16 protein-coding genes are annotated in these 17,050 nt (G+C 47.1%); 4 read left to right on the top strand and 12 right to left on the bottom strand.

Annotation, left to right across the window (positions count from 1 at the left end; genetic code table 11):
* Positions 1-79 precede the first annotated feature (79 nt).
* Positions 80-424: a hypothetical protein gene (locus tag EZE20_RS19020; RefSeq protein ID WP_132120745.1), complete on the top strand. Its 345-nt coding sequence runs from the start codon at positions 80-82 to the stop codon at positions 422-424.
* Between the two features lie 88 nt (positions 425-512).
* On the opposite strand, the gene cobA is transcribed toward EZE20_RS19020, so the two are convergent.
* From cobA to EZE20_RS18980, 8 genes are all read right to left on the bottom strand, one after another.
* Positions 513-1,274 (bottom strand): uroporphyrinogen-III C-methyltransferase, encoded by a 762-nt coding sequence (gene cobA, locus EZE20_RS19015; protein ID WP_132120649.1) that lies wholly within the window; start codon positions 1,272-1,274, stop codon positions 513-515.
* A gap of 13 nt (positions 1,275-1,287) precedes the next feature.
* On the bottom strand, positions 1,288-3,474 hold the full coding sequence (locus EZE20_RS19010) for a nitrite reductase (protein ID WP_132120647.1): 2,187 nt from the start codon (positions 3,472-3,474) through the stop codon (positions 1,288-1,290).
* Between the two features lie 97 nt (positions 3,475-3,571).
* Entirely contained in the window at positions 3,572-4,819 is a 1,248-nt protein-coding gene (locus EZE20_RS19005; RefSeq protein WP_132120645.1) for a sulfate adenylyltransferase subunit 1, read from the bottom strand.
* Between the two features lie 81 nt (positions 4,820-4,900).
* Positions 4,901-5,845 (bottom strand): sulfate adenylyltransferase subunit CysD, encoded by a 945-nt coding sequence (gene cysD, locus EZE20_RS19000; RefSeq protein WP_262709663.1) that lies wholly within the window; start codon positions 5,843-5,845, stop codon positions 4,901-4,903.
* Between the two features lie 58 nt (positions 5,846-5,903).
* The gene (locus EZE20_RS18995) at positions 5,904-6,617 is read right to left on the bottom strand and encodes a phosphoadenylyl-sulfate reductase (protein ID WP_132120641.1); all 714 of its coding nucleotides are present in this window, start codon (positions 6,615-6,617) and stop codon (positions 5,904-5,906) included.
* Between the two features lie 9 nt (positions 6,618-6,626).
* A complete protein-coding gene (locus EZE20_RS18990; RefSeq protein ID WP_132120639.1) occupies positions 6,627-7,022 on the bottom strand; it encodes a VOC family protein in 396 nt (131 codons plus the stop codon).
* Positions 7,019-8,206 (bottom strand): trans-sulfuration enzyme family protein, encoded by a 1,188-nt coding sequence (locus EZE20_RS18985; RefSeq protein WP_132120637.1) that lies wholly within the window; start codon positions 8,204-8,206, stop codon positions 7,019-7,021. Before EZE20_RS18985 ends, EZE20_RS18990 begins: the two co-directional genes overlap by 4 nt.
* Positions 8,207-8,291: 85 nt before the next feature.
* Positions 8,292-9,479, bottom strand: a complete 1,188-nt coding sequence (locus tag EZE20_RS18980; RefSeq protein WP_228713885.1) for a sulfite exporter TauE/SafE family protein — start codon at positions 9,477-9,479, stop codon at positions 8,292-8,294.
* 244 nt (positions 9,480-9,723) lie between these two features.
* Between EZE20_RS18980 and EZE20_RS18975 the strand changes: the two genes are divergently transcribed.
* Entirely contained in the window at positions 9,724-10,905 is a 1,182-nt protein-coding gene (locus EZE20_RS18975) for an acetyl-CoA C-acyltransferase (protein ID WP_132120635.1), read from the top strand.
* Positions 10,906-10,927: 22 nt separating this feature from the next.
* Here EZE20_RS18975 and EZE20_RS18970 read toward each other — a convergent pair whose 3' ends face one another.
* A complete protein-coding gene (locus EZE20_RS18970; RefSeq protein WP_132120633.1) occupies positions 10,928-11,425 on the bottom strand; it encodes a GtrA family protein in 498 nt (165 codons plus the stop codon).
* 231 nt (positions 11,426-11,656) lie between these two features.
* Here EZE20_RS18970 and EZE20_RS18965 point away from each other — a divergent pair, with 231 nt between their 5' ends.
* A complete protein-coding gene (locus tag EZE20_RS18965; RefSeq protein WP_132120631.1) occupies positions 11,657-12,178 on the top strand; it encodes a hypothetical protein in 522 nt (173 codons plus the stop codon).
* 121 nt (positions 12,179-12,299) lie between these two features.
* Here EZE20_RS18965 and EZE20_RS18960 read toward each other — a convergent pair whose 3' ends face one another.
* From EZE20_RS18960 to EZE20_RS18950, 3 genes are all read right to left on the bottom strand, one after another.
* The gene (locus EZE20_RS18960; protein WP_228713883.1) at positions 12,300-13,376 is read right to left on the bottom strand and encodes an endo-1,4-beta-xylanase; all 1,077 of its coding nucleotides are present in this window, start codon (positions 13,374-13,376) and stop codon (positions 12,300-12,302) included.
* Positions 13,377-13,514: 138 nt separating this feature from the next.
* Positions 13,515-14,039, bottom strand: a complete 525-nt coding sequence (locus EZE20_RS18955) for a hypothetical protein (protein ID WP_132120629.1) — start codon at positions 14,037-14,039, stop codon at positions 13,515-13,517.
* A gap of 361 nt (positions 14,040-14,400) precedes the next feature.
* Entirely contained in the window at positions 14,401-14,703 is a 303-nt protein-coding gene (locus EZE20_RS18950; RefSeq protein WP_132120627.1) for an HIRAN domain-containing protein, read from the bottom strand.
* Positions 14,704-15,051: 348 nt separating this feature from the next.
* Between EZE20_RS18950 and EZE20_RS18945 the strand changes: the two genes are divergently transcribed.
* The gene (locus EZE20_RS18945) at positions 15,052-16,950 is read left to right on the top strand and encodes an AAA domain-containing protein (RefSeq protein ID WP_132120739.1); all 1,899 of its coding nucleotides are present in this window, start codon (positions 15,052-15,054) and stop codon (positions 16,948-16,950) included.
* Positions 16,951-17,050 lie beyond the last annotated feature (100 nt).

Below are 17,050 nucleotides of genomic sequence, written 5' to 3'. Positions count from 1 at the left end.
ATCCGACATCATTTGAATAAAATAGGATAAGTTCCCGAAGATTACTAACTTCACTAATCAATAAAAAATGTATACCGCTATGTTTGAAGGGATTTTCGATATTAAAAATGACCGACGACTCAGCATGTACCTCTATCGGACGGGTTTTGGCATGTGGCTTGTCTACCTTGCCCTCGGAGCGCCGGCGCTGCGTACGTTTCATCATTACCGTCAGGATGCGGGCGCGATTTGTATTTTGTTTATGGTCGTGGGTTTTTCTGCTTCCATGGTTTTTGAATATGTACACAACCCGGCAGGCTACGAGCAGAAGAAAAAATGGCTGTTTGTGAGCTATTTGTTTTTGGCCGGAATGATCTATATCCTTGAATTTCAACAAAAAGGAATTCACCTTGACTGGACCTGGGTGCTGAGTTGGTTTTCCTGATATTGTTAACTATTTATTTTTTTGCAAAATTTTTAACAAAAAGGGCCTTCATCCAAAGGCCCTTTTTGTTGTACTTTATAAATTCCACTTACGACATCAAATCCGGCTTGGCAACTACCTGCCTGACGCACTGCAAAGCCGCATCGGGCAGAGCCGCCGCCCGGCCAATGACAATGATGGCAGGAGAACCAATGCCGCTGATTTGGGATAATGGCAAAATGTTGCTGATTTTTCCGGTTACAATTTTCTGATTCGGAAGTGTGCCATTTTGGATAATCGCAATCGGTTCGTTTAGTTTTTCAAGCTCCGTATAAATTTCAACGATTTCAGGAAGCTTGTGAACGCCCATCAGCACCACCACAGTGGCCGTGGAGCGCGCCGCCAAGGCAAGGTCAGACGAGAGTTGATGTGCCTGTGTGGTGCCGGTTACCACCCAAAAACTTTCGCTTACGCCACGGGAAGTGAGCGGAATGCCCGCCAACGCAGGAACTGCGTAGCTACTCGATATGCCGGGAATGATTTCGGTAGCAATGCCGTGTCGCGCCACAAATTCGGCTTCTTCGTAGCCCCGCCCAAACACAAACGGATCACCGCCTTTGAGCCGAACGACTTCGCCATGTTGCAAGGCATACTCCACAATCATGTAGTTAATTACGTCCTGACTGCAACTGTGCTGCGCAAATCGCTTACCGACATGTACTTTCACACAAGTATCGGGGCAGTGGTCGAGCAGTTCGGGATGAATGAGCGCATCGTACAACACCACTTTTGCCTGTTGCAGTCGCTTTACAGCTTTCAGCGTAATCAGTTCCGGATCGCCGGGACCGGCACCAATAAGATATAATTTCATGAGTAAAGTCAAATTAGCTGTCCTGTCCAAACGTAAGCTCCTGCAAGGCAGGCGCTCCGGTTTCGGCCAATTGTTTGTCGCGTACTTCTTTCACCTTTGCCAAAAACTCTCCGGCGGCCTCTACGAACGTCCGGGCAAAGGCTTCGGTAGGTTCGTTTTTATTAATACTGAAAACAACCTCAGCAAATGGAGTTTCATTTTCGGAGGTATAAAATTGTTTGCCAAACTGAGTATCAAACTCTTTCACCAATCCGTATTGCGTATTGGTAGCAATGCCTTCACCAATCAGCAGCGCCTTGGCACCGGTGATGAAAGTATTGTAGGCATGGTAAATTCCGTCGGCCCAAACTCCCTCCGCAAGCATTTCGTGCGCAAGTGACAATTTTTCGTTTGCTTCAATGAGCGTCGTGCCCACAAGGTCAATCATTACTCCGGCGCACTCGCCCACACCTACTTCGGTTTTGAACAGCTCGTCGTGGTCCCAATCGCGGTATTCGTCGTCCTGTACCTTAGAAAGATCGGCAAGCGGTTTAAGAAGTTGATAAAAATAATTTTTGGTTTGTCGAGCGTAGTACTGATTGAAGTATTCACCTTCAAAGGCATTAGTCTGATAGTCGCTCAGCAAATAGCGCATCGCTTCGGGACCACGCTTGGAAGGAAGTTTAATGACTTTATCCCCAATTTGTCCTTCGCTGACACCCGTAAATCCTCCGCCGAGCAGCACCTGCAAGGCAGGCAAAACCAGCTTGCCGTTCTTAATGGAACTCCCGTGAAAACCAATGTTGGCGGCGCTGTGCTGTCCGCAACCATTCATGCACCCACTGATTTTTATTTTTATATCATTATTATAAATCAGGTCAGGATATTCCTCTTTCATCATTACTTCCAGCGCCCGGGTAATGCCGTAGCTGCTCGAAATCGCCAGGTTGCAGGTATCGGTTCCGGGGCAGGTAGTAATGTCAGCCGTGCTGTCAAAACCCGGCTCAGCCAGGCCAAGCGCATGTAGCTTTTCAAACAAAACCGGGAGATCTTCGGCTTTCACAAACCGTAGCAAATAGCCCTGATTGACCGTCACCCGAATGTCGTCCGCTGCGTGTTGCCGTACGATTTCGGCAAGTGCGCGCGCCGTGTCTGAGGACATGTCGCCCAATAGTACCCGCAGTTGTACGCCATACCATCCTTTTTGTTTTTGTTCAAAAACATTGGTAGCAAGCCATTTGGGGAAAATATCCATGGCTTCGGCTGCTAATTTCTCTGCGGCAAGCGCTGCGATTTCCTCGCTTGAAAGCGGCGTGCGCTCCGGCAGATTTTGCCAGTCAAAGGCCAACGGTGCCACCGGAAGTCGTTTGCTTTTGAGGGCAATCCATTCTTCCTGCACTTTTTCGAGTAAAGTTTCAAGGCCCAAATCGTTCAGCAAAAACTTCATGCGGGCCTTGTGTCGGCGGGTTCTTTCGCCATAGCGGTCAAACACCCGAATGAGTGCTTCTGTGAACGGAATTGCCTGATCTTCGGGTAAAAATTCGTAGGCAACCTGTGCCGGAAAAGGCTGTGCGCCCAATCCACCGCCAATAAGTACTTTAAATCCTTTGACCAGTTCGCCTTGTGCATTTTGAGTCAGTCGTGGAATCAGCCCCACATCGTGCATGAATCCAAAGGCAGAATCTTTTTCGGAAGAAGAAAGCGAGATTTTGAATTTACGCCCCATTTCCTGCGAAATAGGATTTCTTAGAAAATACTCAAAAATAGCCTGTGCGTAAGGAGTTACGTCAAACGGTTCATCGGGATCAATACCCGCTGTTGATGAGGCAGTTACGTTCCGTACGGTATTTCCGCAGGCTTCGCGTAGCGTAATGTTGGCATCTTCCAGATTGGCCCAAAGTTGAGGCGAATCCGAAAGTTTCACAAAATGCAGCTGAATATCCTGACGAGTGGTTGCATGGAGATTTCCGGTTGCAAATTCATCCGAACAATCCGCAATGCGCACGAGTTGATCCGCCGTGACGCGGCCATAAGGCAGTTTTATCCGAATCATCTGAACGCCCGGCTGCCGTTGACCGTACACGCCGCGCGCCAGACGGTACTTCCGGAAAGCTTCTTCGCTTCCTTCTCCGTCCGTGAATGCACCGATTTTTCTTTGAAGTTCAAAAATATCTCGCTGTGCAGCGGTCGATACATTTTCGGTAATTTTCAGAGTATTCATAAGGATATAAAATCTTATAGTCTATCGGATTAGTATATTAAAACTCAACTATTAAAACGGGTTGGGAGTTCCGTTTTAATCAAAATTTGGGATGAAATTATTCGATCATACACGCACCGACCGTCACATTGGACGTTTCGTCGATGAGAATCGCTGCACCATTGGTACGATTTTGAAGGTACGGATCGTAGGCAATAGGCTGCGCCGTGCGTAATACCACACGGGCTACATCGTTCAGTTTCAGGCTTTCGATGCCTTCCAGTTGTTCGTAAGAATTAATATCAATGCGATAATCAATGCTGCGTACGGAGCAGCGGGTACGGGTGGTGCCATGTTGCAGGGTAAATTTGCCCCCAACTTTCAGTTCCTTGCGGTCGTCCATCCAGCAAATCAGCGTTTCCAGATCCTGACTCACCACAGGATGCTGATAGTCGGCAGTGATAAGCATATCGCCCCGGCTGATGTCAATATCGTTGGTAAGTGAAATGGTAATTGACTGACCGGCAAAGGCTTCATCTACTTCATTGCCACCAATTTCAATTTTTTCAATGGTCGATGTTTGTTCAGACGGCAGCACCATGATGCGGTCTCCCCGACGAAACGTACCGCTTTGAATACGTCCGGCATACCCCCGGTAGTCGTGTAGTTCAGCGGTTTGCGGGCGAATCACGTACTGTACCGAAAAACGGCCGTCATTCAGGTTAAGATCTTTCAGTACATTCACCTGTTCGAGGACCGTCAGCATGGTATCGCCATTGTACCAGGGCATATGAGCAGATTTGTCGACCACATTATCACCATTCAACGCGCTTACCGGAATTATGGAAAGGTCCTTTATTTTCAGTTTTTGGGCAAGGGAATTATAATCAGCCGCGATTTCCAGAAAACGATCTTCGGAATAGCCCACCAAATCCATTTTATTTATGGCAACTACTACATGCGGAATGCCCAACATCGCGGCAATGAGCGAATGTCGGCGGGTTTGCTCCACAACTCCCTGCCGGGCATCTACCAAAATTATGGCAAGGTCGGCATTGGAAGCGCCCGTCACCATGTTGCGCGTATACTGAATGTGCCCCGGGGCATCAATGCTGATAAACTTCCGGTTGGGGGTTTGGAAATATTTGTAGGCTACATCAATCGTGATGCCCTGTTCCCGCTCGGAGCGCAGGCCGTCGGTCAACAGCGCGAGGTCAATTTCTCCGTCGTTGCGGCTTTTGCTGGCTTTTTCGATGGCTTCCATCTGATCGGCCAGAATATTTTTTGTATCAAAAAGCAGTCGCCCGATCAACGTACTTTTGCCGTCGTCTACGGAGCCTGCGGTTATAAATCTTAGTAAATCCATGAGTCAAAAAAAGAAAGATTGAAAGTTGGAAAAAGAAAAAAAGAATGTCTGATAACTACCAACACTACGTAGTTTGGAGTATCAGAAATAGCCTCCTTTTTTCCGGTCTTCCATGGCTGCTTCGGTTTGCTGATCGTCAATTCGGGTTTCGCCCCGCTCGCTGATGCGGGAAATCGTGATTTCAGCCACTACTTCGTCGAGGGTAGCGGCGTCAGATTCTACGGCGGCGGTACAGGTCATATCGCCAACGGTACGGAACCGAACCCGGCGGGTAACAATCTGATCGTTCTCGTCGGGCTGAATGACGGGCGTATGATTCAGCAGACGGCCATCACGCAGGATGCATTCGCGCTCGTGAGCAAAATAAATGGAAGGCAGGTCAATATTTTCACGTTTGATATACGACCACACGTCAAGTTCTGTCCAGTTGGAAATTGGGAAAACGCGAACATTTTCACCTTTATGAATCCGGCCATTAAACAAATTCCAAAGCTCAGGACGCTGCCGTTTTGGGTCCCATTGTCCAAATTCATCCCGAAAAGAAAATATCCGTTCTTTGGCACGGGCTTTCTCTTCGTCTCGCCGGGCACCGCCGATGCAGGCATCAAATTCAAATTCTTCGATAGTATCCAGCAACGTGTATGTTTGCAGCCAGTTACGGCTCGCATTTTTTCCGGTAGGCTCCTGCAAGCCTTTGGCCTTGATGGTATCTTCCACGTAGCGAACCACCAACTTTGCACCGATTTTTTCTACCAGTTCATCGCGGTACTGAATCGCTTCCGGGAAGTTGTGGCCTGTGTCTACGTGTACCAGCGTAAACGGGATTTTTGCCGGAGCAAATGCTTTTTGCGCCAGCCGAACCAACGTAATGGAATCTTTTCCACCCGAAAATAGCAGGGCAGGGCGTTCAAATTGCCCGGCTACCTCCCGCATAATATAGATGGCTTCGGCTTCGAGCTGATCGAGGTAATCAAATGTATTGGTCATAGTTTTGGTAGTGTTCCGTGCGTAGTTTTTTGGGAAAATTTTGATTTAAAATTTCTTTCCATGAACTACTGCTGTTTATTAAATCAGATACGTATGGTCAACGGGCGTGCAGACCGCATTCTTTTTTGCTTTCATCTTCCCACCACCAGCGTCCGGCGCGGAAATCTTCTCCTTCCATGATCGCACGTGTACAGGGTGCACAGCCAATGCTCACAAATCCTTTGTCGTGCAGTGGATTGTAAGGAACGTTTCGGCTGGAAACATAGGCCTTTACGTCCTCGAAAGTCCAGTGCAGCAGCGGGTGAAATTTAAACAGCTGATGCGCCTCGTCCCACTCCACCTGCGGCATGTCCTGACGGTTGCCCGACTGCTCAGCCCGAATGCCTGTCACCCAGATTTTAACCCCTTGCAGCGCCCGATTCAACGGTTCCACTTTGCGGATAAAGCAACATTCTTTACGGTTTTCAACGGAATCATAGAAGCTGTACGGCCCTTTTTGATTCAGCAGGTTTTCGACCGAAGGGTTTTTGGGAAAAACGACCTCAATTTTGGTTTCGTAGCGGTTGTTGGTTCGTTGCAGGGTCTTGTAAGTTTCTTCAAAAAGTCTTCCGGTGTCGAGCGTGAAAATGCGTATTGGAAGATGATTTGCCAAAATATGATCCGTAATTACCTGATCTTCAAAACCAAGGCTGCTGGAAAAGGAAACCTCGCCGGGAAAAAGTTCGGCTAGTGTTTGCAAAGATTCAACCTCCGTTTTTCCGCGGAGGAGTTCGGTGAGTGAGTCAACCGTAAAGTTTTCCTGACGTATCATTTTCTTAAATTACTCTTTTATTGGTTCTATCAAATCCCACAAATTCCCGTACAAATCTTCAAAAACGGCTACTGTTCCGTAAGGTTCCTCACTTCGTGGCCTGACAATCGAAATATTCTGAGCGATGAGATTTTGATAATCCCGTTCAAAATTATCGGTATGTAAAAATAAAAACACCCGACCGCCCGTCTGATTGCCAACCCTCGTTTCCTGCTCCGGTGTAGCGGCCTTTGCCAACAAAAGCCTACATCCGTCCGAGCCCGGCGGGGCAATCACCACCCACCGTTTTGTTTCGCTCATGACTGTATCTTCAATCAGCTCGAACCTTAATTTTTGTATATAAAAATCCAAAGCTTCATCGTAGTCATTGACCAGCAGGGCTAGTTGGACAATCTGTTGCTTCATACGTGCGCTACCAGTTGGGCGCTCACCTCGGCAGCCTGCGCAAAATCTTCAATCAAATCTTCCACCGCTTCCAGTCCGACCGAAATACGAATCAATCCTTCGGTAATTCCCAAGGCTTTTTTCTCCTCCGGTTTCAACTTGGAATGAGTAGTTGTATATGGGTTGGTCACGATGGTTCGGGTATCGCCAAGGTTGGATGAAAGCGAAGGAATTTGCAGCGCTTTCATAAAGGCCGATACACGCTCAAAACCACCTTCCAGATCAATCGTCACGATGGCACCACCAGCGCTCATTTGCCGCAATGCCAGCTCATGCTGCGGATGCGAGGGCAGAAAAGGGTAATTTACCTGCTTTACCGCCGGGTGCTGTTCCAGGGCCTGCGCCAGTTTCAGGGCATTGTCGCAGTGTTTTTCCATGCGCAAATCCAGCGTTTCGAGACTTTTGGACAAAACCCATGCATTAAAAGGCGACATCGACGGGCCGGTTTGGCGGCAGAAAAACCGCAGAGGTTTGATGTACTCCGCTTCCCCAACTACCACACCACCCAATACACGCCCCTGACCTTCCATGAATTTTGTAGCCGAATGCACCACCAAATGCGCGCCAAAATCAACCGGATTTTGCAGGGCCGGCGTGGCAAAACAGTTATCTACATTAAAAATTAGGTTATGCTTTTTGCACAGGCGGCCAATCATTTCCATATCGACCAGTTCCAGGCCGGGATTCGAAGGCGTTTCGATGTATATCATCCGGGTGTTGGGCTGCACGGCGGCTTCCCAGTCGGCCTCGGGTGCGGAGGCGTCCAGGTAGGTATGCGTGATATTCCACTTGCTCAGGATTTGGGTAATGATCTGATGTGCCGAACCAAACAACGCGCGGCTCGCGATCAGGTGGTCGCCTGCCTGAAGGATTCCGGCAAGGCTGGCAAACACAGCGGCCATGCCCGTAGCCGTAGCCACCCCGTCTTCGCAGTCTTCGAGCATACACACCTTGTCGACAAACTCTTGTACAGTAGGGTTCGAAAAGCGGCTGTACAAATTGCCCTGCTCGGTTTCATCAAACAGCGCTTTGCCCTGTTCGGCAGTTTCAAAGGTAAAGCTGCTGGTCAAAAACAGCGGACTGGAATGCTCGCGGTACTGAGTTTGTGTAGTTTGCGTCCGGATTACTTTGGTTTGTTTTTTCATGAGTCAGGAAGAAAAAAACGTGTGTATCAAGATAAAGCCAAATGAAGCCGGAGGGCAGGGGAGTTGACTTTTCTTACACGCTTATTTACATAAAATTACTTTGAATGACGGTATAAATAATCCTCAAACTTACCACAATTACCACGATTCCGACCAGAATCATCATGGTTTTTATCGGCAATTTGCGCGATAGTGTTGCCGCAATTGGTGCCGCTACCATGCCCCCCAGGATCAATCCTACGATCACCTGCCAGTGCGAAAAGCCGATCAGCGTTACAAACGTTACTGAACTGGCCAGCGAAACAAAAAACTCCGTAAGGTTTACCGACCCGATGGTATAGCGCGGATGACGGCCCCGCGCAATGAGGGTAGATGAAACGATGGGCCCCCAGCCGCCGCCGCCAATGGCATCCAGCGAACCGCCCAACATGGCCAGCCAACCGATTTTTTTAAACGGACGTTTTTCAATGCGTTTCATTAAGGCTTTTTTGAGAATAAGCACGCCCAAAATCAGGGTGTAAACCGCCACAATCGGCTTTACGATATAAATATATTCTTCAAGGGCCGTCAGAAGATAAGCCCCCAAAATGGCCCCCACAACGCCGGGAATGAGCAGTGTTTTGAATAATTTGCTGTTTACATTCCCAAATTTAAGGTGCATGTAGCCAGAAACTCCACTTGTAAATATTTCGGAAGAATGCACACTCGCACTCGCCACGGAAGGAGGGACGCCTAAGGTTAGTAAAAAGGTAGTTGCCGTAACTCCGTAAGCCATACCGAGCGCGCCGTCGATCATTTGAGCAATGAAGCCACCCAGCAGATAAAAGTAAAAGTTTTCGTCGGCCAGCAACGAATTCCACACATTGCCCAGACGATCTACGCTGACATACCCAAACAGCAAATGTCCAACCACCATGAGCGCCAGCGCCGAAAACAAATTCACAGCAATTTCTGTCCGGCTGCGTTGCCGAAGGACAACCTCAATGAGACGGTTTTGCAGGTTGCGCCAGGCTGGAAGTGGGGTTGTATTATTTAAGGAAGCAGCCAAATCGCCTTTATTTCTATCGGTTTGGTAGACTATATTGGTAAAAAGAGAGTCCGATTCATCCGGTAAATCAGGAAGCCACACCGAAAGTCCCTGTTCACGAGCCTGAGCTGCCAGGCGTCGATCTTCCGAAAGGTCGCCGGTAGCTATTTTGACCGCTTGAATCGGCTCCCAATTGGCCGATTGAGCCAAATCCTGCGCGGGAGGACCTAAGGATGATGGTTTCAAAGTCTATTAAGTTTAGTAGATTGGTAGACTAAATAGCTATCAAAAAAAATATGAAATTATTGGGCACAAACCTACAACTGAATTATTGATTTTCCAAGAATATCTCATGAGAATCTCTCCCTTTATTGATACGATACCAGCGCCCGCAACGTTCCTGAATAAGGAGTATAAGGATTTATTTTTGGGGAAAGTTTCTATTTTTGAATAAATCCTTTCATCTATCATTCATCAACATATTTAAATCATGTCAGAAGAAGTATACATTGTTTCAATGGCGCGCACGCCGCTCGGAAGTTTTGGCGGTAGCTTGTCGGGCCTTCCGGCTACGCAGCTTGGCGGACTTGCCATCAAAGGTGCTTTGGAAAAAATTGTGTTGGATTCTTTGCTCATCGAAGAAGTTTTTATGGGCAATGTCGTGTCGGCCAATGTCGGTCAGGCACCTGCCCGGCAGGCGGCACTTTGGGCCGGGCTTCCCTACCAAACCACCTGTACGACGGTCAATAAAGTATGTGCTTCGGGTATGAAAGCCGCTGCTTTTGCCGCGCAGTCCATTCGGCTGGGAGAAGCGGGACTCGTAGTAGCCGGTGGCATGGAGAATATGTCGCAAATTCCCTTTTATCTTCCCAAAGCACGTTACGGCTATGGCTACGGCAATGGGGAAATTATTGACGGGTTGTCGAAAGATGGACTGACGGACGCATACGACCACGTGGCGATGGGTGTTTGTGGAGACCGCACGGCGGAAAAACATGAAATCTCACGGGAGGCGCAGGATGACTACGCTATTCAATCGTATAAACGAAGCGCCGAGGCAACCGAAAAAGGGTATTTGCGGGAGGAGATTGTACCCGTAGAAATTCCACAACGCAAAGGAAGTCCGATTTTGATACAGGAAGATGAGGAATTTAAAAAAGTCAATTTTGAAAAAATTCCGACCCTCCGTCCAGTGTTTTCGCCCGATGGCAGCGTGACGGCGGCCAATGCTTCAACCATCAACGATGGCGGCGTAGCGCTCATTTTGGCAAGTGCACAGAAAGTAAAGGAGTTAAATCTCAAACCTTTGGCTCGTGTAGTGGCAAGCGCCGATGCCGAACAAGAGCCGCTTTGGTTTACAACAACGCCTATCGCTGCTACAAAAAAGGTTTTGCAACGGGCAGGTTTAACCTTGCAGGATATTGATTTTTTTGAAGTGAACGAAGCCTTTTCAGTAGTCGTGCTGGCTTACATGAAAGCGCTTGGTCTTTCGCCGGAAAAAGTAAATCTGTTTGGTGGGGCAGTTTCGTTGGGGCATCCGTTGGGTGTTTCGGGGGCACGAATCATGGGTACGCTCGTCAACGTTTTGCAGCAGAAACAGGGACGCTATGGCCTGGCAGCCATCTGCAACGGCGGCGGCGGAGCCTCAGCTGTTATTCTGGAAAGAATGTGATTCCAGAATGTTGGTTTGAAAATCAGCGAATTAAAGCTTTCAGGCGGTCGTAAAATCCGGTACTCTTAAAGGTAAAGGTTTTGTGCAGGGTGTAGTTACTAACGAAGCTGCACCCCATGCCAAAAATATAGCATAGCATTTCGTTGACGTTTACCAATTTGTGAGAGAAAGGGATTTGCAGTTCAAAAATCTGGAAATAGCTGCTTGATACGAAGTAGGCAAGCCGGGTCGTGATATCAGTAACAAAGCCGGAGAAAAGCGCAACCATCAAAAATTTCACCATCTCCCGATTGGTCTGATTTGTTTTCCGGGCGTCAAAGGCAAACAATTTGGTAAGCGTAAAACCAACCACCAAAGAAATAAGGTAGGAAGGCCAAATCGATTGCTGAAAGGAAATATCGAACCAATCCTGAATGAGGCTGCTTGAAACTAACTGAACGACTGCCCCGGTGCCGGCTACTAAAAAATAGGCGATTAAGTCTTTGGGATTGAATACTTTACTGGTTGAACGAGTAGCCACTACAAGCCTGGTTATGGTAATGGTAGAAGAAATTTGCCTACAATAGTAAAAATAAATCACCCGCCAAACAACGTATTTTGTACAAAATAAAGAGAAGCCGACCTTACTGGCCTGGCCTCATTTTGCAGGTTTCTTCACGCAACTCCCTGATAAACCCTCTTTTACTTGGTCTGGCGTACTTTTTTTAGAAAAGACTTCCATGTACTTGCCGTTTACTAAATGAAAGAAAATATGAGAATTTATATGTTGCTATTTCTGGTGGCAGGTTTGTCTGTCAGCACGTTTGCCCAACCACGACGCTGGGCCGTTGGCGCAAAACTTGGGGAACCAACCGCCTTGAATCTTCGGAAATACGGAGACCGCAATGCACTGGATATTGCCCTTGGAACTTATGGTGGCCTGGTTGGAAAAAACCGGGTATACCGCAAAGGTACTTACCAATCGGTAGGAGTGATGCTGAATGTGACGTACTTATGGTACGTTCCATTTATAAATAATCGAATGACGGCTTACGCAGGATTTGGCGGACAAATCAACGCGCGGCATTACTATCCTGATCCTTCGGCAATGACGGCGGAGGTTTCGTATCCTAAAAGTATTTCGCTGGGGCCGGGCGGAACCGTTGGTCTGGAATATTTTTCCCGCATGAAAACCACTTCCTTTTTTCTGGAAGGAGGTGGCTACACCGAGCTGCTGCCCGATTTTCTGTTCCTGAGCCCGCAGCTGAGTTTTGGTATCCGAAATAATTTCTAGGCGTAGGTTATTTTAAAGAATTTAGGCTCCAATACATTTAAATAGTTGATTTTCAGAGCAATAAATTCTTGAAAATCAACTATTTAAACAAGCTGATGGCAAAGAGCTAATTGCTCATTCGTTACTTTTCAAAAGAAGTTACTTCAAAAAACACCTTTTTAGGTTGTAGGTTTTGATCAAATAGAAGTGGGAAATTCTTTCTTCCCCGTACCGGAAAGTTATCAAGCCATGAAGTCCGATCGGATACATTCCAGAAGGTGATGCCGCTGAGCTTGTCCTTATTTTTCCGACAAACCTCCATGATCATTTTGTAGCGTTCCAGCTGTTTTTGTTCCCGCTCAGGTGTAAAAACTCCGGCCTGTGGTGCCGTAGCCGAACGCTCTTCGGGACTGTTCGAGTAAACCGAAACGTCCAATTCTGTGATTTGTACTGTCAGGCCCAGGTCTGCAAAAGAGTTGATGGATTTTTCAAGTTCCTCAGCCGAAGGATCATTGATGGACCAATGTCCCTGCAAGCCTACGCCATGAATCGGTACGCCGTCTGCGAGCAGTTTTTTAACGATGGTTAAAATCTTTTCCCGCTTTTTTGGCTGTTCGGTATTGTAGTCATTATAAAAAAGGATCGCGTCAGGATCGGCGGCATGAGCGTACTCGAATGCACGGGCTATGTATTCTTCCCCTACAATTTTGTACCACTGACTATCCCGATACGTCCCTTCGGGTGAGTCCGGCACAGCTTCATTGACAACGTCCCAGGCGTAAATCTTCCCTTTGTAGCGGCCAACCACGGTTTCAATGTGTTTCTTTAACCGGCTCAGCACCAGTTCTTTGGAAGCAGTGTTCCCGTTTTCATCTTTAAAAAACCAGTCAGGCGTCTGATTGTGCCAGCACAGAGTGTGTCCCCGAACTTTCATGCCGTTGGCCTGAGCAAATTCAACCACCTGATCAGCGGGTCCCCAAACGTAGGTATCCTCAGCGGGGTGAATCGGGCCGGGCTTCATTACATTTTCAGCGGTGATGCTGCCAAAATGCTTTTTGATCAAAGCCGACTCAGCCTCCGATGCCAGCGATCGAGGCGATACCGCCACGCCCATAGTAAAGTAAGAACTATAATACTCTTGTAGCCCTTTGACGTCTTGAGCCTGACTGTTGATGGAGAATCCAGCGAGCAGTAAAAAAAAGCAAAACCTGATCATCATTTCGTTTAGGTAAGAAGTTGATTTGAAATTTTCGCATGTGAAGTACCCTGCGAGCACATGCCTTGAAAACCTCCTTATTCTTACATTCTACCCGTTTTCGAGCTTGAAAACCTTTTTTAAAATTTATCCCGGCTAAACTTACTCAAACTTTTCAAACGTTTTTACTACATCTTTGAAGGCCGTTCCGGCTACTTTTGAACTCTGATCTTTTTTAATAGAGCCGTTGCGCAGAGCTTCAATTACTGCGCACATGGTCATACGGCTATTGACATACTCTTTATAAAATGCATCCGAGACGGGCGTTTTTGTCTCCGCCATTTTATCAATAAGGGCTTTTAGTGAGGAAGAAATAGCTAAGGGGTTATTTGAATTGTTACTGACCATTTGGTCCAAAGTCGTGGCGTCTACAAGGGCAGCCTCCGCAATAAGTTGGGCAAGTTGCTGTTGCTTAGCTAAGTTTACCTCTTTGCTTGCGTATAACCACTGTACTTTATCGAGCGGACAACTTTTGTCGAGCGTCAACTCCTGACTTGATGCAGCGGGTTGGGTATCGACACGTGCGGTCGGTCTTCCCAACGTGGGCGATTGACTGGGGGAGGTAGTGGCGCACTGCGTAAATAGGAAAACGCTGGCCAAAATCGAAACTTTCTTGAAAATTCTCATCGCTATATCTGGTATTTGGAGGTTGGACAAACGCTTCATGGTCGGGTTTAATGGGCATGGGCAATGTTTTTCAATATGTAAAAAACAGACTTTTCCTGGGGCAGGCTTTTGGTCAGAAAAATTGACGGTCATGATTATTTTCTCAGAAATAATTCCCCATTATTTTTTCAAAAAAAGTTTTTGCAAAACGTATGAATCGGGAGAATGGGACGTACGGATGAAGAATTAGAGATAATAGTGGGCACAAAAAAGCCTGTTTTTAGGTAAAAACAGGCTTTTCTAAATATCCCTCCTCTAAATTAGGTATTCAGCTTCAAAGATAATGAATTGCTGAATATTTCTAAGAAACCTTTAAAAAAAATTAAAAGGCCGGTTGCGACAGGCTGCTTTGCAGGGTCTGATTCGTCAACCGAAGTTCCAGTTGTTCAAATATAATTTTGTACGGATAATAGCCACTCAACGTAATTCCAAAATGATCGCCCCGGTCAAGTTCTTCGGCAATCTTCTGAACATGCCGGACCGGAACATATCCAATTTTAAACCTTCCCGTATAAATCGCCACAGCCGAAGGGTCCGAAGGATGAGTGGGTTGCCGACGAAGTTGAAAATGCGAAATGTGGGTAACAAAACCTTCCGACAGCGCACGGTCAAATTCATGATGCATGAGACCCGAAACTAGTATATTTGTTATGTAACTATTTTTAACTTTAAATTGTTCCAATTCTCTCTCAATAGGCATCAGTGTTTGCTTCCTGTTTCTTGTTTTCCAAAAAGCAAAAATAACGCTGAAAATCAAAATAATTGCTATTAGAAACTTCATGGAGAGAGAAATGTTCTTTCACAAAAAAAGAAAGTAATCTCGAATTTTGCAAGAGTAGGTAAATAATATTTTTATTCACTTCCTGATGATTTTAATTTTTTATGTAGCTGATCCTTTACAATTTCTGATAAAGGGATTTTCAGTAATGAAAATGGTGAATGCCCGTCCATGCCGAAACCATTACCTTTGGGCATGGATTATTTTAAAAATCAACTTGCACTAGTAAAGACGGAGCGGGAGGAAGACCTTCGGAGTTTCCAGCAACAAACCCTGACTACCACGGCATCAGAACGCCGCGCCAACGGAATGGCCTGGTATCCGGTGGCAATCTGCGCTACGGAAATTGGCCGGGGCGAGTACCTGACCGTCGAGTTTGAACGTACTACGCATCACAACCTGGCGCATCAGTTTCGTTCAGGAATGCCCGTAGCGCTCTTTTCAAACCATGCACCTCAAACCGATCGGCTGCAAGGAACTCTGTCTTTTATTTATGGAAATAAACTTAAAATATCTTTTCGGGTAGACGAATTGCCCGATTGGACGCGTGACGGCAAGCTGGGAATTGATCTACTTTTCGATAGTAATAGTTATGACGAAATGCAGGCTGCGCTGAATACCGCCTCTACCCGTCATGCTCTGCCGGTTGAAGGCGCACTGCTGCGCGTACTGACAGCTGAGAAATCGCCGGAATTTAGTCTGATTTCTAACGAAAATGCAGAGGCGACCACTTTAAATGAATTTCAGCAAATAGCCGTTCAGAAAATTTTGGCAGCCAAAGAGCTTGCAATTGTGCACGGTCCGCCGGGCACGGGCAAAACCACCACGCTGGTAGCGGCGATCCGGGCGTTGCTGCGACAAAATCCACTTCCGGTGCTAGTAGTAGCACCGAGTAATACGGCCGTAGATTTGTTAAGTGAAAAACTGGCCGCAGCCGGCCTGAATGTACTGCGTGTTGGCAATCCGGCACGAGTGGCGGACCAGTTGCTGGCGCTAACGCTGGAACATAAATTGGCTGAGCACCCTTCCGCCAAAGAAATGAAGCGGCTCAAAAAACAAGCCGCCGAATTCAAAAATCTGGCTCATACCTACAAACGCAATTTTGGGAAAGCCGAACGTGACCAACGCAATGCACTCTTTGACGAATCCCGCAAATTAATGAAAGAGGTAGGCAAACTGGAACAGTACGCCATTGAGGATACCGTCAGCAAAACGCAGGTAATTGCGGCTACGCTCGTCGGGAGCAATCATTATACGGTGCGCGGAGCGAGCTATCAGGCCGTTGTGATGGACGAAGCCGGACAAGCTCTCGAACCTGCCTGCTGGATTCCGGTACTAAAAGCACCCAAATTAATTATGGCCGGTGATCATTGCCAATTGCCGCCAACCGTAAAATCAGCCGAGGCTGCTGCGCAGGGTTTAACCACCACACTTTTGGAAAAATGCGTTGCTGCGCATCCCGAAGCCGTCGTTTTGCTTCGTGAACAGTACCGCATGCACGAATTGATTATGGGGTATTCATCACAGATTTTTTACGAAAACAAACTCATGGCCCATCCTTCCGTAGCCCGGCACACGGTTCATTCTGACGAAGCGCCATTGGTATTTATTGATACGGCGGGCTGCGGTTTTGAAGAAAAGAGCGAAGGAACAAGCTATGCAAACCCAGAAGAAGCTGCATTCTTATTTAAGCATTTAGTATCTTTCATTAGTCAGCTTTCTACGCAAGAAGTGTATACCGTGGGTGTGGTTTCTCCCTATCGCCAGCAGGTATTGCTGATGCAGGAGTTGCAAAAGCACCTGACTCTGACGCAAGAGCTCAATCAGACAATTACTGTTAACACCATTGATAGTTTTCAGGGACAGGAGCGCGATATTGTCTATATCAGCCTTACCCGCAGCAACGACGAAGGAACAATTGGCTTTTTGAACGATATTCGCCGTATGAATGTGGCCATGACCCGCGCCCGAAAAAAACTTGTCGTCATTGGCGATAGCGCAACCATTGCCCGTCTGCCGTTTTATGCTGATTTTATTTCCTATGCCGAGCAGGCCGGAGGGTATCATAGTGCCTGGGAATTTATGCATGAATAGGCACACCCCAATTTATTACAAACTTTTACTTCTTCATACAGCTACGATCCGTCAGGGGTGATCTTTCCCCAGCTACGAGCACGGACTTTCCATTATTGGT

It is taken from the genome of Arundinibacter roseus, assembly GCF_004348825.1.
Classification (GTDB): domain Bacteria; phylum Bacteroidota; class Bacteroidia; order Cytophagales; family Spirosomataceae; genus Arundinibacter; species Arundinibacter roseus.
This window is presented reverse-complemented; position numbering and strand designations above follow the sequence as displayed.